Origin of the sequence: Paenibacillus baekrokdamisoli (assembly GCF_003945345.1) — a bacterium.
Classification (GTDB): Bacteria; Bacillota; Bacilli; order Paenibacillales; family Paenibacillaceae; genus Paenibacillus_Z; species Paenibacillus_Z baekrokdamisoli.
Map to the genome: position 1 here is coordinate 6,118,305 of NZ_AP019308.1, position 24,101 is coordinate 6,142,405.

A 24,101-nucleotide genomic window follows, 5' to 3' on the forward strand; every position below is an offset into this window, starting at 1 on the left:
CAATATTCATTAAAGGGGATTAGTATGGACTTTGAAAGTAGAGTATTACCGGAGCTAAGATCAACGTTGGCTGTACTTCCACAATTGAACTTGCCATATGATTTGGAGAATTTCCGCAACTTCCCTATACCAGAATGTGAGAAGTCTCCGGATGTTGCGATTAAAAACCTGATGATTGCCGGGCCTGCTTCAGAATTGTTAATTAAGATTTATGAACCGGCAAACAGAATGGATAAAAACTTACCTTCATTATTATGGATCCACGGCGGAGGGTATGTTCTCGGTCATCCAGACTCAGATGATGCCTTATGTGAACGCTTTGTTGTGGAAGCCAACTGCGTCGTTGTTTCTGTCGATTATCGTCTGGCTCCAGAGCATCCTTATCCTGCGGCGATCGAAGATTGTTATGCCGCACTGAAGTGGATGGCTGACTCTGCTGTAGAATTAAATATAGACATAACAAGAATAGCCATCGCCGGGGCTAGTGCAGGAGGAGGATTAACGGCGGCCCTTTCTTTAATGGCTCGTGATAAAGGTGGCCCCGCTATTTCTTTTCAAATGCCATTATATCCGATGATTGACGATCGTAACCTATCAGTCTCCAGTCACGAAATTACCACAAACAATTCTGTTTGGAATCGTACCAATAATGTAGCAGCTTGGAGTCTATATTTGGGAGAACTCTCAGGCGGTGACATTTCTCAATATGCTGCCCCTTCAAGAGCGGAGAGCTATCTAGGATTACCACCTACATATACATGCGTTGGACAATTAGATCCATTTCGCGATGAAACAATTGAATATGTATCTCGGCTAGCCGAAGCTGGTATAGACGTCGAATTTCACTTATACCCAGGATGCTTTCATGCTTTCGAATTAGCTGTCCCGAAAGCGGAAGTCAGTCTACGTGCGAGCAAAGGATATGTCGATGCTTTAAATAGAGCTCTGAATCATCAAGTGAAATAGGTTTGGTTTATTTATGTTCACCCATTTGGGCTTGATCATACTATATCTGTATCGTTGCTAACACTAACGGAGACTATGGAAAAAGCGGTTGCTTCTGCAGCCGTTTTTTTTCTAACGAGCAAGTGAGCATAAATACTTCAATATTGTTAGCGTTGTTATTGTACTACATTTAGCATTTTGTTCCTGTTATAATGTAACGAGCGTTAATTCTTTAATACAGAAGATAAAAAGAGAGTATTTTGGTAGCGTTTTCGTTAATATTACATCTATTTCGTAGTAAACATGAAGGAGGAACTCTGATGCCAACTATAGATGATGTGGCTAGGAAAGCGGGAGTTTCAGTCACTACCGTATCCCGCATACTCAATAATCGGGGATACATAGGTAACGCCACACGAGAAAAAGTATATCAGGTTATGAAAGAGATAAATTATCAACCAAATGAGCTTGCTCGATCATTGTTTAGGAAAAAATCAAATTTGATTGGCCTAATTATTCCTGAGATTGCACACCCGTTTTTTAGTGAGCTGACGCAATATATTGAATACTATGCGTTCCAAAATGGATATAAGCTGTTATTGTGCAATTCAGAACATGATCGGACAAAAGAAAAAGAATACATTGATATGCTGAAAAAGAATCAAGTGGATGGCATAATCATGGGAAGTATGTTATTGGAAACCGATGATTATCTGCAATTAAACCTACCTATAGTGTCCTTTGATAGAAGTATTGCTGATCACGTTCCTCTTGTAACTTCTGATAATAATAACGGCGGTCTATTGGCGGCAAAAATATTGATCGATAAGGGTTGCCGACAACTTGCATTTCTTTATGGAGGGATAAAAGGTTATTCCGGAAATTATTTGAATAATAAGAGTATGTTAGCGGGACTCAGATATGATGGATTTTCTTCGGAATGCAAAAGAAGAAATGTCGAGAATTTGAATTTTTACCTAGAAATCAATAATTTTGCGAATCTAGACAGTATTGTGGAGCAGATCATTTGTTTTTTTCAAGAAAACAAAAATGTTGATGGAATATTTGCAACGAGTGATGTAATTGCAGCATATGCAATTCAAGCGTGTTCAAAGATGGACAAGAAAATTCCTGAACATGTCAAAATTGTTGGTTATGACGACGTTATTCTGGCTTCGCTGATGGCTCCCTCTGGAATTACAAGTATTAAGCAACCGATTGAGGAAATGGCCAAACAATCGGTAGAATTAATTATAAAACAAATCAATGGTGAGCATGTGGAAAAGGGATACACATTAGAAGTCACATTAGTGGAGAGAGGGACTACGTAGCAAAAACCAATTTAGGTTTGGGCTATTCATTTCCTTTAGCGCCTTTAATTGTCGCTCTGCACCTCGTCCGTTTTCTGGTCGAAAGCTAGGGCGACTTTGTTTTTTCTACTCGTACGTTTCATCGCTACATCCCCCCCCCTAATTGTATCTTGTATCCTATTCCTACCTGCTATAATTTATCTCCTAACATGTTTCTTGCCCCAAACATGTTTTTTGCGCATCACGAATGAGATTTGTCGTGTAGTAACATAGTAACAGTGTAATAAATATATTATATGTCAACCGCTTGACACACTATATGTCAAGCGGTTAATATAAAGTTGAGAGCGAGTTGTTTGCGCTTTCAAAATTATCTTTGGGGGAATATAAATGAAAAGATCCAAGGTTCTATTTTTAGGGGTATGTATTGCATTAGTTCTTTCGTTGTTAGCAGCTTGCTCTAAAGATAATACAAAAAACAATGCATCAGGAACTTCAAGTGAGCCGAGCGAATCACAACAAGCTACCGGTTCTGCATCGCAGTCATCCAAGGAAGTGAAGATTACATTTTTTAATACGTCGGCAGAAATAAATACGGTGTTTGAGAAGCTTTTCAAAGTCTACAAACAAGAGCACCCGAATGTGACAGTGGAGCTGATTCCTACGCCAATCGGAGGGGCGCAGATTGAGAAATTCCAATCACTTCTGGCCTCCGGAAATCCAGCAACAGTCGTTAATCTAGATGCGGGAACGATTTTTCAATATAAAGACAAATTCCTCGATTTGGAATCTGAGAAAGCAAAATATGCAAAACTCGCATTACCAGGTGCAATAGATGGTGCATTGCTTGACGGCAAGTTTATCGGCGTACCTTATTCTGCACAAGGATACGGATTGTTATATAACAAACGTGTAGTTGAGGAAGCAATCGGTGGGGCTTTCAATCCGTCAACAATCAAAACACGCAGTGATCTAGAGAGTTTATTTAAGAAAATCGAGGCTGCCGGTAAAGCTCCGGTCATAATTCACGGTGCGGATTGGTCCTTGGCCGCTCACTATCTAGGCTTGGCATACTCGTTGCAGTCTAATGACGTGGAGAAGAATCGTCAATTCGTAGAGGGTCTGAAAAATGGCACTGTCGATTTGTCGACGAACCAAGCGTATAACGGCTTGATGGATACATTCGATTTGTTGAAAAAATACAATGCTCGGAAAAACGATCCTCTTGTTGCCGACTATAATAAAGATAGTTTGGATTTTGCAAAAGGCGAAGCAGCCTTCTATTTTATGGGAGATTGGTCATGGTCAGTTATTGGACCACTTAAGAGTCGTGATAAAGATTTCGGGATACTTCCCGTTCCGATCAGCGATAACCCTGCTGATTTTGGGAATTCACAGGTTGCCTACACTGAGCCGAAATTGTTTGCTATTGACAATGCGGGCTCGACACCTGAGCAACAAGAAGCGGCTAAAACGTTTATTGAATGGATGATTACAAGTGAAGCCAGTCAAAAAGCAATTATTGGTGAAAGCGGCCTTGCAATGCCTTATAAAAACTTAAAGGTCGAAAGTTCAAATCCAATGTCTAGTGCCATCTCCAACTATGTAGCTGATGGCAAGACTATTAATATCGGGGTCATCAACTACTTACCTTCGGATTACTGGGCGAAGACCGGCGCTTCAATGCAGAAGTATTTGGTGAACAAGATTGATCGTGCGGGACTAACGAAAGAAGTTCAAGATTACTGGAAATCAACTGCCGGAAAATAAAAATAGTCCACTAGTATGATAATAAAAGAAGGGTATCCGGTAATTGCCGATACCCTTCAATTATTTACCAATTTATTGACAAGAGGATGTAATGGCTATGACAAACAAGAAATTTTTACAGAATACGGGCACTTTTTTGCTCTTCGGCGGACCCTCGATATTTGCTTTTTTTTCAGTTATTTTGATCCCGTTTCTTTTTGGACTATACCTAACGCTTACGAATTGGGACGTACGATTAGGGGATCATACGTTTCTCGGGTTCGCGAATTATGCGGAAGTATTTCGTGATAAGGTTTTTTTAACCCAGTTATGGTTCACATTGAAGTACGTTTTTTTTACGGTTGTACTTGCCAACGTCGCAGCATTCTTTCTTGCGTTTGCATTGACAAGCGGGTTTAAGGGACAGCAATTTCTCCGGACGGGTTTTTTTACACCCAATCTCATCGGCGGTCTTGTGTTGGGCTATCTATGGCAGCTCCTGTTTTCTCAAGTCCTGCCCTATCTAGGTGAAAAATACGGATGGACCCTATTCGAAACTTCTTGGTTGACAGATACGGACAAAGGATTCTGGGCATTGGTTATCGTGTCGGCTTGGCAATTTATCGGATACCTGATGATTATTTACATTGCCGGATTCATGAGCGTTCGAGTAGACGTTTTAGAGGCTGCAAGCATTGACGGAGCAAATGGATTAACTAAGATTCGAAAAATCATCCTTCCGCTGTCCGCGCCAGCGATTGTGATTTGTATTTTCATTTCGATTTCACGTTCCTTTTTGACTTATGATCTGAATTTGGCTTTAACCAAGGGAGGGCCATTCAATTCTACTGAGTTGTCTGCCTATCATGTCGTTCAAAAGGCTTTTCTTTCAAATGAATATGGAGTAGGGCAGGCAGAAGCCGTTGTATTATTCGGGGTTGTTGCCATTATCGCTTTGACTCAAGCGTACTTTTTGAAAAAATTGGAGGTCGAAGAGTAATGCGCGGTCTTAAAATATCGATATTATTGAAAACAATTTCCCTTTATATATTATTACTGGTTTTTTTGTTTCCTTTCTTAGTGGTTATACTGAATACTTTTAAATCGACCCAACAATTCGTAGAAAATCCGCTTTCCTGGCCAACTCAATTTAATTTCAGCAATTACAAAACAGCTTTTAAGGATATGGATTTTATAACGGGATTTTTGAACTCCAGTTTGATTACGATTGTAAGTGTATTGATTATCATTTTTTTCTCGTCAATGACAGGTTATTTGTTTGTTCGTTTCAAATGGAAAGTGAACAGCATATTATTCTTTTCTATGCTGGCATCTATGACGCTACCGTTTCAGGCGTTGATGATTCCTTTGGTTGTCATATATGGAGATCTTGGAATTCTTAATTCAATAGCAACTTTGCTCTTTATGTATTTGGGATTCGGTGTTCCTTTTGCCGTGTTTACATTCCATGGATTTATAAAAGGAGTACCCCTTGAGTTGGAAGAATCAGCCTCCATAGACGGAAGCTCAAGACTTCGAACTTTCTTTCAAATCGTTGTTCCTTTGTTGAAGCCGGTAATGGTAACTCTCATTGTTTTGGATACGCTTTGGATCTGGAACGACTATCTCTTGCCGAGTTTGCTGTTACAATCTCCTAACATGAGGACGTTACCGCTTTCTAACTATGGGTTTTTCTCAACTTATTCCGTTGATTATTCCCCTTTGATGGCCGGGTTAATCATGACGATTATTCCGGTACTCATACTTTACCTCATACTTCAAAAACATATTATTAAGGGTATTACTGAGGGAGCTTTAAAATAGGACCATGTTGACTGCCAATGGACGGGATGAGCTACTTGCGCATCCCGTCCCAATTTGGAAACGATATCGGGAGAATTCATATTCCCTATAAAGATTTTTGTTAATGAGGAGGACATTATGTGTTTGGATTCGACGATAAGATAGAGTTTCAAAAAAACAACAACGATATCTTAACCGTAGGAGAAATTCTTATAGATATGATATCTACTGAATATGGCGATAATTTTGAATCTAGTACTTATAATAAGCTTTTCGGTGGATCTCCTTCCAATATTGCTATGAACGTAAAAAAATTAGGCATTCACTCCCTTGTAGCTTCAGCGGTGGGTAAAGATGGTTTAGGTACGTTTTTGATCAATCAACTACGTAATGCGGATATCGATACGAATTGTGTTCAGCGGACTGATTATCCGACGAGCCTGGTCGTTTTAACAAAGAGTAAATCATCTCCCACGCCTATATTTTATAGAGGGGCAGATTATCATTTAGCTTTTACTCCGGTCCTTGAAGAATACTTGATAAATTCAAAGATCGTTCACTTTTCATGTTGGCCTATATCGATGGTGCCAGTCCGTCATTCGATCGAAAAAGTGATTGAAAAGGCAAGAGAGAATCATATTCTGATAGGTTTCGATCCCAATTATCACCCGATGATATGGCAAAGAGGCGAAGATGGTATTAGATATGTTAAATCCATCATAGGCAAGGTCGACATTATAAAGCCTTCCGAGGATGATGCAGAAAGATTGTTTGGCAAAGATACACATGAAAATCAGATAAGAAAGTTTTTAGAACTGGGTGCAAAACTTGTAATCATGACCTTGGGTAAGGAAGGCGCAATCGTTTCTAATGGGATAGAGACGGTTAAATATAACGCCTTAGCCACAGATGTTGTAGATACGACAGGAGCAGGAGATGCATTTTGGTCAGGATTTTATACGGCAGCGATTAAAGGATATACAATTAGAGAATCGCTGGCATTAGGCTTTGCGGTAAGTGCGTATCAGCTGAAATATACCGGTGCAATCGTGGATTTGCCGAAGCTAGAAGTCATAAAAGAACGATATGGATTATAGGAGGCTCCCAGTATGGCTGTTAAAAATCAGGTGCAACTTATCACTTACCCCGATTCCTTAGGTGGAAATTTGAAGGCTCTTAACCAAGTCCTTATCGAGCATTTTTCAGATATATTTAAAGGTGGAGTTCATATTCTGCCTCCATTTCCATCTTCGGGAGATAGGGGATTTGCCCCATTGACTTATCTGGAAATCGATCCGAGTTTTGGTACTTGGGAGGATATAAGAGCCATTGGAGAAAACTTCGATGTATTGATCGATTTAATGGTTAACCACATTTCAAGGCAATCTGATTATTTTCAGGACTTTCTTGAAAGAGGACGAACATCCGAATTTGCTGATTTATTCCTAACTTTGGACAAGCTTTGGGAGGATGGCGAGCCAGTACCAGAAGATATTGCAAAAATGTTTTTGCGTAGACCATTCCCGTATTCTGCTTTTACTATTAAGGAAACAGGTGAAGAAGAAAAGGTATGGACGACGTTCGGTAAGACGGATCCTTCTGAACAAATTGACTTTGATATTAAATCTCGGAAGTTTAAACAACTCATTACGGAATTTTTTATGAACTTTAAGAAGCAAAACGTAAAGATCGTAAGGTTGGATGCGGTAGGATATGTGATTAAGAAGCTTGGAACAAGCTGTTTTTTCGTTGAACCGGAAATATACGAATTCCTTAATTGGATCATGGACCTTGCAGATTCATTAGAGATTGATTTGCTTCCTGAAGTTCACGCACACTATACGACCCAATACAAGCTGGCGGAGCACGGCTGTTGGATTTATGATTTCATACTTCCATACAGAGTACTTGATACTTTGATCAATAAGTCCAGCGATGATCTCTGTCAGTATCTCAGAACTCGCCCTGAAAAGCAGTTTACTATGCTGGACTGTCATGACGGCATTCCTGTTAAGCCGGATATGGATGACCTAATAGATACGACAGAAGCAAGAAAGTTAGTGGATGTTTGTCTAGAAAGAGGCTCGAACCTTAGTCTCATTTTATCCGATAAGCATAAGTCTGATGATGGATTTGATGTTCATCAAATCAGGTGCTCGTATTACTCCGTTCTGAATTGCGACGACGACGCGTACTTAGCGGCCAGAGCCATTCAATTTTTTGCACCAGGGATACCCCAGGTATATTATGTTGGACTACTCGCAGGAGAAAATGATCTTGAAGGCGTTAGGAAAAGCACAGAAGGTCGAGAAATCAACCGCCACAACTTTAGCATAGAGGAAATTAACCAAGCTCTTGATAAAGAAGTAGTTCAGAGACTTTTAGAGCTGATAAGGTTTAGAAATGAGTATGGTGCTTTTAATGGGAAGTTTTCAGTTCTAGATTCACCTAAGAATGAAATTCGCCTTGCATGGGAAAAAGATGATCAGTCTTGTAGTCTGTTTATCAATCTTCAAACAAACAAGTCCGTCATTGAGTATAGGGATGAGGACGGTAAAGTAGTCGAATATGTTATATAACCTCAGTGCTGAACATCCCACAAATTGGTTCCGGAGATTTTTTACATGTGATAATTATTGTTGTTGTTCAGTTACATTAAAGTTTTTTACTGAGTGTAATTGTATAACACCAAGTCTGTCCCGATGATATGAAAATCATAGGGACTTTCTTTCTATTAAGGGGAGCTATGTAGAGAGCATACGGAAGGAGCACTGTCTAAAGCAGGCTGATTCGTACAGTCTTTGAAGTATGCTTACCCTCGATGATGTAGAAGTTTAAGAAAAATTTTATATTTAACCCCCTTTCTTTTTATATAGTTTTCCTTATCCTAGAGTGAATGGTTAGGAGGAAACTAAAGATGAAGAAGTGGGTTTTTTGGCTTGTTATACTTTTATTGCTTGGTTATGGAGTTGCTCAATATAAACTGAAAGTCGTTAATGAGAAACCACCGGAAGAAGACAATCAAAAGCAAGAGGCGACTTCTCAAATGAAAGAGCTTAGAGTAACAAAAGATCGGATTTACGACGGCAATTTACTGTTGGTCAATAAGGATCATCCTGTGCCGGCAGGTGGCGAAGAGTCCGAAGCGGTCAATCTGTTTCAGCATAAGGAACTGATGAAGGGATTCATCGTGCTGGATAAAACGATTGAGTTGTCGCCGAGCCTGGTGCACAAATTCTCAACAATGATTGAGGCGGCAGAAAAGGATGGAGTTAACCGATTTTTAATCAGCAGCGGTTATCGGGACAATGAAAAACAAAATGAGCTCTATCGACAAATGGGCGCTGATTATGCGTTGCCAGCAGGCTACAGCGAACATAATCTGGGTTTATCGCTTGATATCGGATCTACGAAAGCGGCGATGAGTAAAGCGCCTGAAGGAAAGTGGCTGAAAAAAAACGCATGGAAATACGGATTTATCTTACGTTATCCGGATGACAAAACGGCAATCACAGGTATTCAGTCTGAGCCCTGGCATTTTCGCTATGTGGGTTTGCCGCACAGCGCAATTATGAAGGAAAAGAATTTTGTCCTAGAACAATATTTGGATTTCTTGAAAGAAAAGAAGACGATTAAGACTGTTGTAGATCATCAAACCTACGAGATCTCTTATTATCCAGTCTCTAAAAACACAACGATCCTTGTTCCAGCGAATGGTCGCTATGAGATATCTAGCGATAACATGGGCGGTGTCATTGTGACCGTGTATTCGTGATCACGGTGTATCAGTCTCAAGAAAGTGAGGATGGCGAATGAAACATCAGAAAAGATTGAATGATATTAAGATCCAAGTCCTGTTTATCCTGTATGTGTACACGTTATTCAAGATTATTCTATTTAAGTTCGGCTCAATCGACATGACATTTCTCTGGCAGCAGCTTAAAATGAGTCTGGGGAATCCTGATTATATCAGTAGGCAATTTCAAAAAGGTAATCTGATTCCCTTTAAAGAAATATCCAGAACGGTTCATAGTTTATCAACGCATGGCCTCATTAACCTTGTTGGGAATTTCGCGATATTCATGCCGTTCGGTATTTTTCTTGGTTTAATGTTAAGAAACAAAAAAATATCAGGTATAAAATTGTTCATACTTTCCTTAGGTTTAAGTCTAATTTTGGAATGCGCACAGGCCTTATTCTCTATTGGAAATTTTGATGTCGATGATCTCATACTAAATTCAAGTGGCGGCTTGATCGGGTTCATTTCTTTCAAGTTATTCGTTAAGGCAGTAACTGCATCAAGTGTTATTCAACCACATGGCAGGTCGATCTGATACAATGAAGCGATACTAGGGTGATATAGAGGTGGAACGAATGAAGTCGATCACAATTCTGATAGCGGATGATGAGGCAGAGATCTCCGATCTGATAGAGCTGCATTTAGAAAAAGAGGGTTACCGCTGCATTAAAGTATCTAATGGACTGGAAGCTGTTTCTGTTGTTCAGACGCATTCCGTTGATTTGGCGATTTTGGATATCATGATGCCTAAGATGAATGGCTATGATGCAACCAGGCAAATTAGAGCTCAGCATCATCTGCCGATCATTTTTTTAAGCGCCAAAGCGACCGACCTTGATAAGATTACAGGACTGGTAAATGGAGCGGATGATTATATGACCAAACCGTTCAACCCGATGGAATTGGTTGCTCGCGTGAATGCTCAGCTGAGGCGTTCCACGCAGTTGAACCAGCCTGCCACAGCGAACAAATCTGTTCTGGAAGCAGGTGGATTGATCATTTATCCTGAACAACGCACCGTTAGCCTTTATGGTGAAACGATTGAGATAACTCCGAAAGAATTTGATATTCTGTATCTGCTAGCCAGTCATCCGAAGAAAGTCTTTAGTGCGGAAAACATCTTTCAACAAGTGTGGGGTGATGCCTACTATGAAGGCAGCAATACGGTCATGGTACATATTCGAACCTTGCGGAAGAAGCTTGGAGAAGATATTCATAAAAACAAACTAATCAAAACCGTTTGGGGGGTGGGATATACATTCAATGGCTAAAATGATCCGAAGTTTTCGATTTAAAATAGTTAAACTCTTTGGTTTAAGTATGCTTTTCTCCGCTTCTGTTACCTATCTGCTCTACAAAGCTCTCCAGCTCTATTATTATACGACCTTGTTTGAAAATCCATTAACTAAAGTCCGTTATTTCATGAGGAATATTGGAGATATTAACTTCTTTTTGATTATTTTCATTCCTCTCTCCTTTTGTTTTTTCTATCTCCTCACCAAACGTTATGCCGATTATTTTCGTGAAATATCGATCGGAATTAATCAGCTAGCCAATGGCGATTTCAACAGTCGTATCCATATTCCATCCAATGATGAATTCGGGGATATTGCGCAAGACATTAATCTGGCAAGTGAAAAATTGCAGCAAGCTTTGGAGAGAGGAAACTATGCAGAAAACAGCAAGGAACAATTGGTCTTGAATTTGGCTCATGATTTGCGTACGCCGCTAACTTCCGTTTTAGGTTATTTGGATTTCATTCTTCAGGACGATCAGCTGAGTGCAGAACGAATCAAGCACTATACGAACATTGCTTATACCAAGTCTCAGCGATTAGAAAAGCTCATTGACGAGTTATTCGAAATCACCCGAATGAACTATGGCAAGCTTAACATTGAAAAAAAACAAATCGATCTGAGCGAGCTTCTCATCCAGTTAAACGAGGAGTTATACCCGGCCTTTGAGAAAAATAGCTTAGCAACCCGTTTGAATGTGACCCCGCATTTGATGGTTTGGGGTGACGGTGAGCTGTTGGCACGCGTATTTGAAAATCTGCTGACGAATGCCATTCGCTATGGAAAAGATGGCCAGTATATCGATATTAATTGCCATACTGACGCAGAAGAAGTGGTCATTCAAGTGGTCAATTACGGGGGTTGCATTCCTCCGGAGGAGCTGCCGCATATCTTCGATATGTTTTTTACCGGTGATCAAGCGCGAACACATCGTGAGGGCAGCACTGGCCTGGGCTTGTCTATTGCGAAGAATATTGTAGTGCAGCATCAAGGTGCAATTTCGGCCCAGAGCAGTGTCATTTATACGCTTTTTGAAGTCCGATTACCACAAACAATCGTATCCAAAGCAATTAGTTAACTACTGATTTTGCGTAAAGCTGGTTATCAAGTTGATGTCTATGATGGTATTGCGACTGCGGATTTACCGAACACGATAGAGGATGCCGAGATTCTGGTCGTACAGCTTCAGCAAGTTACGGAGGCGCTTTTGGATCAGATGCCCAGTTTAAAGCTGATTGCCAGAGAAGGCATCGGTTTGGACAGTATTTCGCTGCAGGCTGCGAGTAAACGCGGGATTACGGTAATGAACGTGCCGGATTATTGCTTGGAGGAAGTAGCCCTGCTGCATCATCCTAAAGCAATCGTGACCAACCATATTGCTTGGTATTCCGAGCAATCGGAAGCGCGGCTGCGAAATTTGACTTCTAATCGCATTATCGACTTCCTCGAGGGAAGGGAAATCCCGAATATTGTGAACAAAAAAGCATTGGAAAGTATGACCATCAAGTGAATTGTCTGCATGCTTCGCTTCGTATATGCTCTAACTAGTAATTTAAGCTTACACATTGAAATTGCGATGAGAATAAATGTGAGCTAATATGTTCTTAGTTAGTAAAAGGGTGGTGAGCTTGCTTGGTAGATATAGATAAAGAGAACATTAAACATAATGAATATGCCTCACTCGAAGGTATGACCTTCAAGCTTCGGGAAATTGAACAAATCAAGAACAATACGAACGAATGGAAATTAAAACTTCAGTTTATCGAGTCCCACATGATTTTTATAGCGGCTAGCGGTCAAGGCTGGCTTAACATTGACGGTCAATTCATCGAACTGCGACAAGGCAGCGTTTACGTTTGTACGCCTGGTCAACTCATCGAAGCAGCTGCGCAATCATTTGATGAACGCGGGTTTTATCATTTGCGATTCGATGTTCTTATAGATGACCCTTCATCATCCAATTCTATGCAGATTATCAAGCGGAATAGCCACTTTCCGTTAAAAGGGGAAGTTATCGTTTCATCTCCGGTTTCCGTTAAAGTTTTATGCGAAACGATTTACCTTTGCTTGCAGAGCAAGGAACCTTTAAACCCGGTTCGCGGTCAAATTCTCTTTCAAGAAGTGCTGTATACGATCCTGCAAGATGCTCTTCTTGTTCAAGAAAACGATTCGGAAGCTGCGCTAGAATATGTGAGAGGCTATATCGAACAGCATTATCAGCAAGATCTGACGATCGAACATTTGGCCAAGGTGGCAGGAATCAGTTCCCGTCATTTTATGCGATTATTTAAAAAAAGGTATGGCTGCAGCGCGATCGAGTATTTGGCAGTCTTTCGGATTACTCAGGCGCAGCAGCTTATTAGGACAGGCGGAGAAATTCGTCTCCGGGATATTGCACGGCATGTAGGCTACCATGATGATATTTATTTTCGGCGCAAATTCAAACAAATATCGGGTGTGCCTCCAGCGACATATATGAAAAACAGCAGAAACAAAATAGTTGCTTATCATTTCTCCAACATTGGACAGCTGATGTCTCTTCAAATCATCCCATGCGCCGCACCAGCCGATCACCCCTGGACCGATTATTACAAGAGAAAGTATCAAACGGATTCGGTTCTGCCGCTGAGTTCATCTCAATTATTAAAGAGAGAAGAGATACGGCTTGCTGCTCCCGATTTTATCATCGGCATTGATAATCTTGTACCTGTCGATGAACAGGCCAAGCTCAGAGAAATCGCCCCCGCGTTTTTTTTACCCTGGATGGAGAACGATTGGCGTATGCATTTACGCTTAATAGCGAAGTTTCTGGACAGGACAGCAGTAGCCGAAGCTTGGCTTGAAAATTATGATCGAAAGGCTCGTTATGTACGAGAACAGGTAAATTTCTTGGTCAAGGATGACAATCTCCTCATCCTGAGAATTACAGGAGATAGCTATAACGTATTGAGCAGCAAAAGCCTGGGCACGGTGTTTTACGACGATCTGCATATCGCGCCCGCGCGTGGAGTCGATCACATGAAGCGGGATCAGCAGGTGACACCAGCTCAACTAACGGATATTGATGCGGATTGGTTATTGCTCATCGTGGACGATGATGCCCTATCGCAATCGAGTTGGCAAACACTCATGAACTCTGAGCTATGGCGTGATCTGAAAGCAGTCAGGAATAGACGGGTAGATTTCCTCCCCTCGTACCCTTGGGTAGAATATACAGCTTTTACCCATGATCTCATGCTTGATGAAGCGCTGAGGCTTTGGCGGAATCGTGCATAAAAAAATGTCGCTATTGTCAATATACCAAAATTGTAAATTCATCTATACTCCTGTTATATGATAATGATAATCATTTTTAATAGACGGTTGTCATTTGTAAATTAGATTTTCAGGAGGAGCACCGAGGAATGAAGCGAAATGGACGTTTGATTGCAGGATTAGTTATCGTATTGTTAGTCATGTTATGTACTGCCTGTGCAGCTGATAAAACCGAGTCGAATAAGACCGGCACTGCATCTGGAAATTCTGATAAAACGAATGCAGGAGTATCAGATAAACAGCGTGTTATAGCAAGCTTGAAAGGAGACATCACTATTCCAACTGAGCCCCAAAGGGTCATTGGACTTTCTGTTGTCTACCCGGAGTTATTATATGCACTTGGCGTTACGCCCGTTGCGGTTCAAAACTACCATCAGGATTTCCCATCCTACCTAAAGGAACCATTTAAAGATACGTTGAAGATGGGAATTGCCCAAACGCCTGATTTTGAAGCAATTCTAGCATCTGAGCCTGATTTAATTATTGCCCCCACATGGTGGGCCGATAAGGATTACACTCAACTTTCCAAAATCGCACCAACCGTGCTTTTGCCGCAGCGGGATAATTGGCGTGATGAATTGCGGGATATTGCAGATGTTCTGGGTAAGAAAGATCAGGCTGAAACGGTCATTCAGGATTTGCAACTGAAAGAAACCGAAGCCAAGAAGAAGCTCCACACCCTTGTTGGAGACGAGACGGTCATGTACATGATGATTATGGCAAAGGAACTCGTTATTTATGGTGAAAATATTGACCGAGGCAGTTTCATCCATAAGCAGTTAGGACTGAAACCTGTTAAAGATTTTCCGCAGAGTGAGCTCAGCCTTTCGATTTCATTGGAGGTAATACCCAAATATAATCCTGACCATATCATTTTACAGCTAGATGATGAGGCCAGCGAAGAAGTTCAGAATAGGTATAAGGATATGCTGAATAGCTCGTTGTGGAAAAACATGACGGCGGTAAAGAAAAATCAGGTCTATATGATGGGAGGCAAGGAATGGTTTAGTCTGGGCATGTCTCCTTTGGCTGACAGCTATGCCATTGACGATGTCGTTCATGCTTTTGAAAATAAACAAAAATAACGGGAGGGCATGCAATGGGCACGGTTGACTTTCAACAGCTGGAAGAGAAGTTTTTCCTGACTTTGTATGAGCCCGAGAAAACTGTGCTTACCATGCCTGCATCTGATCTATTAAATGCAGAAAATATGATGCGCTTGATCGACACGTACAGCCCGCTCATCAAAGCAAAAGAACGCTCTACAGCGGCAGTGTTTTTTATCAGTTGGTATGCGGGAGTATGTTGTGCGATGCATCATATGCTGTTCCGTAGCGATGCGGTGATATTGGATTTATCATTATCTAATTTATCCGTACAATTATATGCAGGTGATCAATATCCCCTTTTTTCATTTAAAATCAACGAAACGCGTTTTAGGAAAATGCCGATAACGGACCGTAACACTTGGCGTAAGAAATCGCTCGATTCATTTTACAGGGAACACGTAACGCCCTTGATTGAAGTTCTATCCCAACTGGCTCAAATGAGCGCCATTCCTTTATGGGGGCAAATCGTTAATGCATTATATGCTCAAATGGAAGAAGAGTGGGGCGAAGCTTCGGAGGAGGAAAGCAGGAAGACTAACGTTTTTCATTTTCAAATGCTTATGAACGGTATCGATTCCAGCGCGTTCGGACTCCGCAAAAATCCGTTTGATATTACACTCAGATTCATTGAACATCCGAATATCCCTGAGCGAAAAATAGTATTGAAAACAGCCTGTTGCCTTGCTTATCGCTTGGATACGGAATTTGGCTATTGTTATGAATGCCCTCGATTGAAAGAAAAGGATCGGGCATTAATGAGAGCGAATGCTATCTGATGAATAATCTCTACTTCCAGCTTGGGTACACGTTTCTTGATTATGATTGTGGTGGGTTTGTTCTATGAGGACACCTGGTTACATAAGCTAGTTCGTTCACCGAAGAATCAATCAAATGAGTTACACAGTTTTTTAACATCAGACTTGAACCCCGTAATTGTAACTAATTACGGGGTATTTTTGTATTGTTAAGCGAAGATGCTTCCCAGCCCTTCTGCTTCGATGGCTAGTTGGTAAGCTTCTGCTGCATCTCTAGTGTCAATATAACTCCATAGAATGCGTCACGCTGCTCGGGGTCATGGATGAACGCAGGGAATCGTTCATACGCCTCAGGCAATCTGTTGTTTCATACCACGACAAAACGAAGGAAGAATTTCTGCTGCATGCGATAACCGCTTTGGTGCATAATGGCGCCTTTTCGCTTTGCGACGGTATGAATCCGGACGGCACCATTGCGTCGGAAGTTTATACCGATGTGATGAAAAATGTCTTTGACGAAACTCGTAAATATGAACAATATGTCAGCGGAAAGATGTTGAGTAATGTATCGATCTGGGTACCCACCCATTCGAAGTTTACTTGGAACAACAATGGAAACCGTATTAGCGAGCTTGTAGGGGAGGATTTTCTTGCAGGTCAGGTTAGTATGGCGTCCATAGTAAGGGAAAATAACATCCCATTTGATGTTATTGCCAGCCGAAATCTAAAAAATGTCGAAGATAATATTCTAGTTGTATCTGACGTCGCATCTATCCGTGATGATGAAATGGATGCCATCGAGAGCTATGTACGCGGTGGTGGTAATTTATATGTAAGCGGGCATATCGGACATCCAAGATTATATGAACTGTTGGAAGTTAAGGATAGGGGAATGACGGAACATAGTTTTACCTACATGAACCCGACAGAAGCAGGAATCGAAATGTTTGAGGGATTTAACGCAAAAAATCCGTTATCTGTAGATGGAAAACAGCATATTGTCGAAATTAATGGGCCTTGTAGTGTACTGGCAACGATTTCGCTGCCATTTACCATGGAGGAAGGGGAGCAATTTGCCGCCATTCATTCCAATCCCCCAGGTGCAGCTACGGATATGCCCGCGATTATTTTGAAAAGTGTAGGAAAAGGGAAAATCATGTGGCTGTCAGCGCCCATAGAAAAATCCAAGCCTTACATGAGCAAAAGGGTCGTGCATAAACTTTTAGAATCGTTGTACAGTCAATGGGAATTCAAATCAAATGCACCGAGCTGTATCGAAATAGTAGGATGGAAGAAAGAGCATAAACGATATTTTGCGGCAATCAATCAACAGGAGGAACTGCCTATATCCCCGATATATGACGTGTACATCGAGATACCCGGAACAATCAAGGAAGCAAGGCTTCTGGAGAGAGAGGAAAAAATTTCGATAGAATACGACGGAAAAAGGTCTAGAATAAAGTTACCTAAAATAGATATATTCCATATTGTTGAGGTTGAATAACATAAGCACAAGATGCTTGATCAACTCTAGCAATGACGTAACTAAGGAAGTTAAAAATATTAAATAAGGGGCTGTCTCAAAAGTCATTTCCGGAAAATTCAGTCCCCACTTTTCACGTAATATTCGGGTAAAGAAGAACCTTCAGATCCACTTTCATAGTGGCTTTGAAGGTTCTTTTGCAAATATTATGGGATTCGCTCACTTGGGTCTACCCTTTTGGGACAGCCCCTTTCAGAAGCGTCTTACTTTTTTCATACCAATTCGAGTGCGGACCTGCGGTTTGCCGCCAATAGGCTCTTTTGGAGCATAGTGTAAAAATTCGGAATAATTACCTTTTTTCACGGGAAACCTATCGTTTAGTATTTAAGTAAGGATGGGGTTGAAATCATGAATTTTTTCGAAAGATGGTTTGGTGGAAAAAAAACGATTTCAAAAAAAAAGTTATTCTCCCATAATCTTAACCAACCAATCTCTGAAAGTCTCGCCATTAATTTGGATATCTTAAAACAATTATTCAGTTATACCCCCGATCTTGTTATCCGTCATATTCAATTGAAAACGGGGAACACTACTTTGCTTGTTTATTTGGATGGACTGATTGATAAAGAATCGGTAGAAAATCACATCTTACACCCATTGATCCATGAATTAGATTCCATGAAAAATATAGAGTCATCGACTACGATAGGGAAGACAGAAACGGTAGCCTTATGGCTTGATATTGAACAATCGATTTTTGAAGGTAAAAGCATCCTGTTTATTAATGAACATCCCCATGCGCTCGCTTTGCATACTCAAGGCTGGCCTCAAAGAGCTATTCAAGAGCCCCAAATCGAATCGACATTGAAGGGGTCACATCAAGGGTTTGTTGAAACGTCCGGGCAGAACATTGCCCTCATACGCCGATATCTTCCTAATCGCGAAATGAAAATCAAGGAATCTACAGTCGGATCCCGGGCGAAAACGAGAATTTCGATGTTGTATCTAGAAGATGTCGTTCAACCTGACTTCGTGAAAGAGATGGAGGATCGCCTACAGCAAATTGACGTGGATGCCGTATTAAATACAGGAGAATTGGTGGAATTTATCGAAGATCATCCGTTCAGCCTGTTTCCCCAGCTAGCATTGACGGAACGTCCCGATTCCGCAGCATCCCATATTTTACAGGGAAGAATAGCGCTTATTGTCGATCATTCACCGAGTGTGATCATTGCTCCTGTAAACTTTTCGGTGTTCTTTCAAAGCATCGATGATTACAGCAATCGCTGGATCATCGCTTCTTTTATACGTTTGTTACGTTATTTAGCCTTTATTACCACGATCTCTTTATCGGCTATCTATATATCCATTGTTTCGTTTCATTATGAATTATTGCCTTTGGATTTGTTGTTATCGATTGGGGAATCCAGAGCGAGAGTTCCTTTCCCACCGATTATAGAGGCGCTTCTCATGGAACTATCCTTAGAGATGTTAAGAGAAGCAGGCTTACGCCTCCCAGGTCCCATTGGACAAACAATAGGTGTTGTAGGAGGGATCGTCATCGGTCAGGCGGCGGTACAAGCGGGAATCGTAAGCAATATTATGGTAATTATCGTTGCGCTTACGGCCATTTCCTCTTTCATTGTACCTGATTACGATATGTCATCTTCCTTACGTCTATTACGCTTTCCAATGATGTTTCTTGCTTCTTTGTTCGGAATGGTGGGGATTGTAATTGGACTGATGATTATCGGGGCTCACCTTATCTCCATGGAATCGTTTGGTGTCCCCTACGGAAGTCCGATTGTTCCCATCCGACTTCCTGACTGGAAAGACGTATGGATACGGATGCCCATGTGGAAAATGAAAAATCGCCCGCTCTCGAACGAACCGACTCAACTAAAAAGACAGGGAGCAAACAGAGAGGGGGAGAAGCAACAATGAAATATTCGTACAATCAAATCTCCTTGCTCCAATACATCTTTATTATATTTGAAGTCCAAGTGGGACTCGGAGTCCTCTCCCTTCCCCGCGATTTAGCTAAAACTGCCGGTACAGATGGATGGATATCCATTATATTGGGTTGGATTTTGGCTATTCTACTAAGCTTAGTTGTCCTGAAAATTATGGAAAAAAATCCCGAATCTACTTTATTTGATCTTTTGTCCAGATACTTTGGCAAATGGGTAGGTAAAAGTATATCTATTCTATGGATACTGTACGCAGCATTTGCAGCATTCGTTGTCATGTTTTCAACGATTCATATCATAAAGATATGGATCGTTCCGGATATGCCGAACTTCGTCTTGATGATCCTGTTTGTCATTCCCAACTATATGATTGCCAAGCATGGAATGAGGGTGATTGGACTCTTTTCCGAGCTTGTTTTTCTTGTCTCTATGTGGATGCCCTTCTTATTGTTATATACACTGAAGGATATCCAATGGCTTAACCTTCTTCCAATCGCAAAAGAAGGCTTGCTTCCGATTCTGGTTACCGTAAAATCGACCATCCTTGCTTTCCTCGGATTTGAACTGGCTTTCATTCTATATCCGTTTTTAAAGGATAAGAAATCCGCTTCCAAGGGAATTATTATTGCAAATTCTTTATCTATGATCATATTTTTAGCAATTACAGTCATTTGTTTCGTCAGATTCTCTCCGGAAGAGGTGACAGACTTCGTTTATCCCACGCTCAACTTATTGAAGCTCATCCGACTGCCGTTTTTGGAAGGGCTGGAATTCATTTTTCTCTGCTTTTATTTGTTTATGTTGTTTATAACGCTCATTCCTTACCTCTACACGGCTGTGTTGGGAGTTACTCAATTATTCGGCAAGCAGGATCACCGAAATTCTTTACGCATACTCTTGTTCCTATGGATCCTATTGTCATTCTTTTTTATTCCTTCTTCTAGCCAAATAACTCAAATGGGCAAATGGTGGGGAGAGGTAGGTTTATATTTCGCTGGTGTATTCCCCATTTTCCTTTGGATCTACGGATGGCTTTTTCATTTCTTGAGAAAGGAACAGAAACAATGAAAAAAATGCATCTCCTGATTCTAACATGGGCAGCCTTATTGTTTGTGCCAGGGTGTAACAAACCAGTGTATATAGAGAAACAACAGTTTGTTCTTATAGAAGGTATAGATCTGGATGAGCACAATAAACTGGTCGTGTACACGTCGTCTCCTGTCTTCAGCAAAGAAGCCAAAGAAAAATATAAAATCACATCCGCGACAGCTCATTCAATGCGCGATTCGAAGGCGAAAATCAATTCGAAGACGATCGGTTCGATAGCTTACGGAAAAACACAAACGGTTCTGATCGGAAAAAAACTACTGCTGCAACGAAATGCGTTTCCCTACTTGGATGTTCTCTTTCGTGATCCCCGAAATGAGATTAATGCGAACGTGATTGTGGTTAATGGAACCGTGAAAGAGGTCATGTATGCCAACATGAGCGATAAAGGCCGAATCGGTGTCGTGATCAACGATCAGGCAGAAAGCACATTTAAGAACAGTAATTCAGTGCAAACCTCACTGCAGCAATTTCATAAGCAAATGCTGGACAAAAGAGCGACCCCTTACCTATCTGAAATGAAGGTAGAGAAAAATGACCTCGTCATGTCGGGAACAGCTCTGTTACATAAAGATGGCACTTATGCTGCTTCCTTGAATAATAAAGAAACTTCCCTATTGCTATTGATACAGCGAAATACGAAAAATACGATTTCTTTAACATTTCACCTAGATCCTAAACGATTTCATACGGATGAAGAAATGTCTTATGTGAGTTTCGACATCAAGAAGGTAAAGTATAACCTCAAGACAAAATTCGCGGAAAACCATTTTACAATCGATATGCAAATGAAGGTTCAAATCAATTTGTCGGAACGCATGTTTTCTTTAGACTTAGAGAAGAAGAGCAAGCAGTTAGAACAAGCCATTTCACAAGAACTGACAAAAGAATGTAATGCTTTAATCAAGAAAGCTCAAAAGCATCAAGTCGCTCCTTTTGGTTTTGGGCATTATGTGCGGGCACATGACTATAAAAACTGGAAGAAAGTTCAGGATGACTGGGGGAAAGCTTTATCTGAAGCAACAGTAAACATTTCCACTAAAGTAATAATCAAAAATATTGGGGTTACCGAATAGTTTTGAGCATAGTGCTTCGCCATAGTTTTGAGCATAGCTTCGCCGCCAAGGACGGCGATAGCCGTTACAAATGTCATGTGCTCTGACCGAGAAGTTTAAGTTCCTTGGCCTGCGCTATTGCTTTTGTACGCCGCAGAAGTCATTAACTCGTGCGGAGACGACTGTGTTCCTTTACCGTATGCTGCTAAAAGCGGGATTAATCGATGGGTAAACATGAATGAGGAGACGAGCCGACGGGCTCGTCTCTTTTGTGCGCTTGGCAGTGCATCGACTTACGGATGCAAGACACTAAGGTTTTTAACCAAATGATGATAGAAGTCCCCCGAATCATGAAATCTAAAACGGAAGCTGCTAGTTTAAAATGAAGGAGCAGTTAAGGAATCCATTCCCGGCTTAGTCCAATGAAAGGATGATAGTTATTAAAGAACAGCGCATTACAGTGGTAGGCAGTCTCAATATGGACTTGGTTGTTATGGTGGAGAGGATGCCAAGAAGGGGAGAAACCATTCACGGCCGACAACTGCACACGATTCCCGGGGGAAAAGGCGCGAACCAGGCTATAGGCTGCGCGAAGCTTGGCGCGCAAGTCTCCATGATCGGTGCAGTGGGAAGCGATGCGTTCGGCGATAAGCTTATCGAACGGCTGGAAGCCTGCTCCGTTTCCACAGAAGCGATTGTTCGAGCGGGAGACATATCGACCGGAACAGCCTCCATTACGCATACACCTGAGGATAACAGCATTGTCATCGTATCCGGTGCCAATCTCCGGTGTTCTTCGGAGCTAGTTGACACATATAGAGACCGGATTGGGTCAGCCGATACGCTGTTAGTACAATTGGAAATTCCGCTCGCCTCCGTCCGGCGGGCTTTGGAATGGGCGCGCCGTTCGGGTGTACGGACCATTCTAAATCCGGCTCCGGCCGTACCGCTTTCTCGTGACCTGACACAGCTTGTGGATTTTATTTCACCGAATGAAACGGAGTTCGAAATCCTGAGTGGAACAACTTGGGACGATGAAGAAAGCTTAGCCCAAGCGATGCGGCAATGGGAGTACGAGTTCGGCGCTAGGGTCCTGATTACCAGAGGGGACAAGGGATGCTCATACCTCGAGGGGGATGAGCTGTACACGATATCCGCGCCCAATGTACAGGTCATAGACACGACGGGAGCCGGCGATGCTTTTAATGCGGCATTCTCTGTTGCGGTATCCCAAGGGATGTCTATTAGAGAAGCGATCTCTTTTGCGGTTCAGGCGGCATCCTTTTCCGTTACTCGATTCGGGGCACAGGACGGTATGCCTGTATGGGAAGAGGTTTTATCCATTACATCCACAGGGACTTGATGTTCCGAGATATGTTCGTAAAATTGAAGGATTCCTAACCCGAAAAAAAAGCAATCAATCAGAAATTAGTATCGTTGTTCACTTATTTAGGCGGTGATATACTGGGGTCATTCTACGAGAAGGGTGATTTGAAATGCCTCCCATACGCGTTCTAAATAAGCAAATGCTAGCCTATGCCATGATTTTTCCGGCGATGTTTTTCTTTGTCCTTTACCTTGTATTCCCTTTTTTTAAATCCCTCCAAATGAGTTTCTACGACTATGATGGTATCGGAAAGCTGGACCACTTCATAGGGTTGGATAATTTCGCGGAGGGGTTTAAAGATCAACGATTTTATCAGGCGATGTCCAATAATCTGATTCTCATGTTTGCGGAGATGGCGGTTTCGATGAGCATCGCCTTTGTTCTTGCTTATTTTCTATTTCGCGGTGTTTTCGCCTGGAAATTCTTCAATGTTGTTCTATTTCTCCCCTATATTATCCCGCTGGCGGTATCTGCTGTTATCTGGTCGCTGATCTTCGAACCGACGATTGGGATGCTGAACAATTTTCTCGGACTGATCGGTTTAAAATCATGGCAGCAGGTTTGGCTGGGAAGTCCGAATACGTCGCTGTTTTCCGTGATCCTAGTCTGGGTGTGGAGAACGATCCCCTTTAATATGCTGATATTGTTGGGCAGCCTGCTCAAAATCCCCAAAGAAATGATTGAAGCTTCCAAAATAGATGGATGCACCGGAATCAAAACGGTATGGCATATCATTTTGCCGATGATGCTTCCGACAATTATGTTATTGTTAATTATATCGATCGCGAACGATTTTCGCTCATTCGACATCGTCTGGATTATGACGCAAGGAGGGCCGATCGGCTCGACGGAAATTGCCTCTACGCTCATATACAAAATCGGTTTTAAGGAAAATCACTACGGCTATGCCAATGCGATTGCGATCATGGTATTCGTCATCGTAACTGTACTGGTGGGGCTCGTTAGTTTGATTTTACGGAAAATCAATGCCAAAGACGTACGGGTGGAAAGGTGAGGAA

At 41.6% G+C, this 24,101-nt stretch carries 21 protein-coding genes and 1 pseudogene; 21 read left to right on the forward strand and 1 reads right to left on the reverse strand.

Annotated elements, in window-relative coordinates; all coding sequences use genetic code 11:
- The first annotated feature begins 24 nt into the window (after positions 1 to 24).
- The 15 genes from EKN16_RS26935 to EKN16_RS27005 all read left to right on the forward strand — a co-directional run bounded on the left by EKN16_RS26935 (position 25) and on the right by EKN16_RS27005 (position 16,101).
- Complete coding sequence (locus EKN16_RS26935) at positions 25 to 966, forward strand: alpha/beta hydrolase (protein WP_125664019.1); 942 nt, start codon at positions 25 to 27, stop codon at positions 964 to 966.
- 299 nt (positions 967 to 1,265) lie between these two features.
- Positions 1,266 to 2,276, forward strand: a complete 1,011-nt coding sequence (locus EKN16_RS26940; protein ID WP_125664021.1) for a LacI family DNA-binding transcriptional regulator — start codon at positions 1,266 to 1,268, stop codon at positions 2,274 to 2,276.
- 369 nt (positions 2,277 to 2,645) lie between these two features.
- A complete protein-coding gene (locus EKN16_RS26945) occupies positions 2,646 to 4,025 on the forward strand; it encodes an ABC transporter substrate-binding protein (RefSeq protein WP_125664023.1) in 1,380 nt (459 codons plus the stop codon).
- A 97-nt stretch (positions 4,026 to 4,122) separates the two neighbouring features.
- Positions 4,123 to 5,004 (forward strand): carbohydrate ABC transporter permease, encoded by an 882-nt coding sequence (locus EKN16_RS26950; protein WP_125664025.1) that lies wholly within the window; start codon positions 4,123 to 4,125, stop codon positions 5,002 to 5,004.
- Positions 5,004 to 5,828: a carbohydrate ABC transporter permease gene (locus EKN16_RS26955; protein ID WP_125664027.1), complete on the forward strand. Its 825-nt coding sequence runs from the start codon at positions 5,004 to 5,006 to the stop codon at positions 5,826 to 5,828. Before EKN16_RS26950 ends, EKN16_RS26955 begins: the two co-directional genes overlap by 1 nt.
- A 119-nt stretch (positions 5,829 to 5,947) precedes the next feature.
- Positions 5,948 to 6,904, forward strand: coding sequence for a carbohydrate kinase family protein (locus EKN16_RS26960; RefSeq protein ID WP_125664029.1), 957 nt, complete (start codon positions 5,948 to 5,950; stop codon positions 6,902 to 6,904).
- Positions 6,905 to 6,916: 12 nt separating this feature from the next.
- Complete coding sequence (gtfA, locus tag EKN16_RS26965; protein WP_125664031.1) at positions 6,917 to 8,386, forward strand: sucrose phosphorylase; 1,470 nt, start codon at positions 6,917 to 6,919, stop codon at positions 8,384 to 8,386.
- Positions 8,387 to 8,724: 338 nt separating this feature from the next.
- Positions 8,725 to 9,582 carry a M15 family metallopeptidase gene (locus EKN16_RS26970; protein WP_125664033.1) on the forward strand — a complete coding sequence of 286 codons (858 nt, stop codon included), beginning with the start codon at positions 8,725 to 8,727 and terminating at the stop codon, positions 9,580 to 9,582.
- 37 nt (positions 9,583 to 9,619) lie between these two features.
- Positions 9,620 to 10,141, forward strand: a complete 522-nt coding sequence (locus tag EKN16_RS26975) for a VanZ family protein (RefSeq protein WP_125664035.1) — start codon at positions 9,620 to 9,622, stop codon at positions 10,139 to 10,141.
- 40 nt (positions 10,142 to 10,181) lie between these two features.
- The gene (locus EKN16_RS26980) at positions 10,182 to 10,877 is read left to right on the forward strand and encodes a response regulator transcription factor (protein ID WP_125664037.1); all 696 of its coding nucleotides are present in this window, start codon (positions 10,182 to 10,184) and stop codon (positions 10,875 to 10,877) included.
- Entirely contained in the window at positions 10,870 to 11,979 is a 1,110-nt protein-coding gene (locus EKN16_RS26985; protein ID WP_125664039.1) for a sensor histidine kinase, read from the forward strand. The genes EKN16_RS26980 and EKN16_RS26985 overlap by 8 nt, the downstream gene beginning before the upstream one ends.
- A gap of 9 nt (positions 11,980 to 11,988) precedes the next feature.
- Positions 11,989 to 12,411 (forward strand): Rossmann-fold NAD(P)-binding domain-containing protein, encoded by a 423-nt coding sequence (locus EKN16_RS26990; RefSeq protein ID WP_164523004.1) that lies wholly within the window; start codon positions 11,989 to 11,991, stop codon positions 12,409 to 12,411.
- Positions 12,412 to 12,533: 122 nt separating this feature from the next.
- Positions 12,534 to 14,177 (forward strand): helix-turn-helix domain-containing protein, encoded by a 1,644-nt coding sequence (locus EKN16_RS26995; protein WP_125664043.1) that lies wholly within the window; start codon positions 12,534 to 12,536, stop codon positions 14,175 to 14,177.
- A 128-nt stretch (positions 14,178 to 14,305) separates the two neighbouring features.
- Positions 14,306 to 15,301, forward strand: a complete 996-nt coding sequence (locus tag EKN16_RS27000) for an ABC transporter substrate-binding protein (RefSeq protein ID WP_125664045.1) — start codon at positions 14,306 to 14,308, stop codon at positions 15,299 to 15,301.
- A gap of 14 nt (positions 15,302 to 15,315) precedes the next feature.
- Positions 15,316 to 16,101: a hypothetical protein gene (locus tag EKN16_RS27005; protein WP_125664047.1), complete on the forward strand. Its 786-nt coding sequence runs from the start codon at positions 15,316 to 15,318 to the stop codon at positions 16,099 to 16,101.
- Between the two features lie 197 nt (positions 16,102 to 16,298).
- Here EKN16_RS27005 and EKN16_RS33280 read toward each other — a convergent pair.
- Positions 16,299 to 16,435: pseudogene (locus EKN16_RS33280) on the reverse strand (NAD-dependent epimerase/dehydratase family protein); the annotation flags it as partial.
- On the opposite strand from EKN16_RS33280, the gene EKN16_RS27015 reads away from it, so the two are divergent.
- The 6 genes from EKN16_RS27015 (at position 16,400) to EKN16_RS27040 (ending at position 24,097) form a co-directional block, all read left to right on the forward strand.
- Positions 16,400 to 17,584 carry a type 1 glutamine amidotransferase family protein gene (locus EKN16_RS27015; RefSeq protein ID WP_164523005.1) on the forward strand — a complete coding sequence of 395 codons (1,185 nt, stop codon included), beginning with the start codon at positions 16,400 to 16,402 and terminating at the stop codon, positions 17,582 to 17,584. The pseudogene EKN16_RS33280 and the gene EKN16_RS27015 sit on opposite strands and share 36 nt — an antisense overlap.
- A 387-nt stretch (positions 17,585 to 17,971) precedes the next feature.
- Entirely contained in the window at positions 17,972 to 19,507 is a 1,536-nt protein-coding gene (locus EKN16_RS27020; protein ID WP_125664051.1) for a spore germination protein, read from the forward strand.
- On the forward strand, positions 19,504 to 20,601 hold the full coding sequence (locus EKN16_RS27025) for a GerAB/ArcD/ProY family transporter (RefSeq protein ID WP_164523006.1): 1,098 nt from the start codon (positions 19,504 to 19,506) through the stop codon (positions 20,599 to 20,601). The genes EKN16_RS27020 and EKN16_RS27025 overlap by 4 nt, the downstream gene beginning before the upstream one ends.
- Entirely contained in the window at positions 20,598 to 21,716 is a 1,119-nt protein-coding gene (locus EKN16_RS27030) for a Ger(x)C family spore germination protein (protein WP_164523007.1), read from the forward strand. Before EKN16_RS27025 ends, EKN16_RS27030 begins: the two co-directional genes overlap by 4 nt.
- A gap of 409 nt (positions 21,717 to 22,125) precedes the next feature.
- Positions 22,126 to 23,058, forward strand: a complete 933-nt coding sequence (gene rbsK / locus EKN16_RS27035) for a ribokinase (protein ID WP_125664057.1) — start codon at positions 22,126 to 22,128, stop codon at positions 23,056 to 23,058.
- Between the two features lie 133 nt (positions 23,059 to 23,191).
- Complete coding sequence (locus EKN16_RS27040; RefSeq protein ID WP_125664059.1) at positions 23,192 to 24,097, forward strand: carbohydrate ABC transporter permease; 906 nt, start codon at positions 23,192 to 23,194, stop codon at positions 24,095 to 24,097.
- Positions 24,098 to 24,101: the final 4 nt, after the last annotated feature.

Bases quoted from the DNA above. Each gene is read 5' to 3' on its own strand.
- EKN16_RS26935 (WP_125664019.1), top strand. From the start codon at position 25: ATGGACTTTGAAAGTAGAGTATTACCGGAGCTAAGATCAACGTTGGCT.
- EKN16_RS26940 (WP_125664021.1), top strand. From the start codon at position 1,266: ATGCCAACTATAGATGATGTGGCTAGGAAAGCGGGAGTTTCAGTCACT.
- EKN16_RS26945 (WP_125664023.1), top strand. From the start codon at position 2,646: ATGAAAAGATCCAAGGTTCTATTTTTAGGGGTATGTATTGCATTAGTT.
- EKN16_RS26950 (WP_125664025.1), top strand. From the start codon at position 4,123: ATGACAAACAAGAAATTTTTACAGAATACGGGCACTTTTTTGCTCTTC.
- EKN16_RS26955 (WP_125664027.1), top strand. From the start codon at position 5,004: ATGCGCGGTCTTAAAATATCGATATTATTGAAAACAATTTCCCTTTAT.
- gtfA (WP_125664031.1), top strand. From the start codon at position 6,917: ATGGCTGTTAAAAATCAGGTGCAACTTATCACTTACCCCGATTCCTTA.
- EKN16_RS26970 (WP_125664033.1), top strand. From the start codon at position 8,725: ATGAAGAAGTGGGTTTTTTGGCTTGTTATACTTTTATTGCTTGGTTAT.
- EKN16_RS26975 (WP_125664035.1), top strand. From the start codon at position 9,620: ATGAAACATCAGAAAAGATTGAATGATATTAAGATCCAAGTCCTGTTT.
- EKN16_RS26980 (WP_125664037.1), top strand. From the start codon at position 10,182: ATGAAGTCGATCACAATTCTGATAGCGGATGATGAGGCAGAGATCTCC.
- EKN16_RS26985 (WP_125664039.1), top strand. From the start codon at position 10,870: ATGGCTAAAATGATCCGAAGTTTTCGATTTAAAATAGTTAAACTCTTT.
- EKN16_RS27000 (WP_125664045.1), top strand. From the start codon at position 14,306: ATGAAGCGAAATGGACGTTTGATTGCAGGATTAGTTATCGTATTGTTA.
- EKN16_RS27005 (WP_125664047.1), top strand. From the start codon at position 15,316: ATGGGCACGGTTGACTTTCAACAGCTGGAAGAGAAGTTTTTCCTGACT.
- EKN16_RS27015 (WP_164523005.1), top strand. From the start codon at position 16,400: ATGGATGAACGCAGGGAATCGTTCATACGCCTCAGGCAATCTGTTGTT.
- EKN16_RS27020 (WP_125664051.1), top strand. From the start codon at position 17,972: ATGAATTTTTTCGAAAGATGGTTTGGTGGAAAAAAAACGATTTCAAAA.
- EKN16_RS27025 (WP_164523006.1), top strand. From the start codon at position 19,504: ATGAAATATTCGTACAATCAAATCTCCTTGCTCCAATACATCTTTATT.
- EKN16_RS27030 (WP_164523007.1), top strand. From the start codon at position 20,598: ATGAAAAAAATGCATCTCCTGATTCTAACATGGGCAGCCTTATTGTTT.
- rbsK (WP_125664057.1), top strand. From the start codon at position 22,126: ATGATAGTTATTAAAGAACAGCGCATTACAGTGGTAGGCAGTCTCAAT.
- EKN16_RS27040 (WP_125664059.1), top strand. From the start codon at position 23,192: ATGCCTCCCATACGCGTTCTAAATAAGCAAATGCTAGCCTATGCCATG.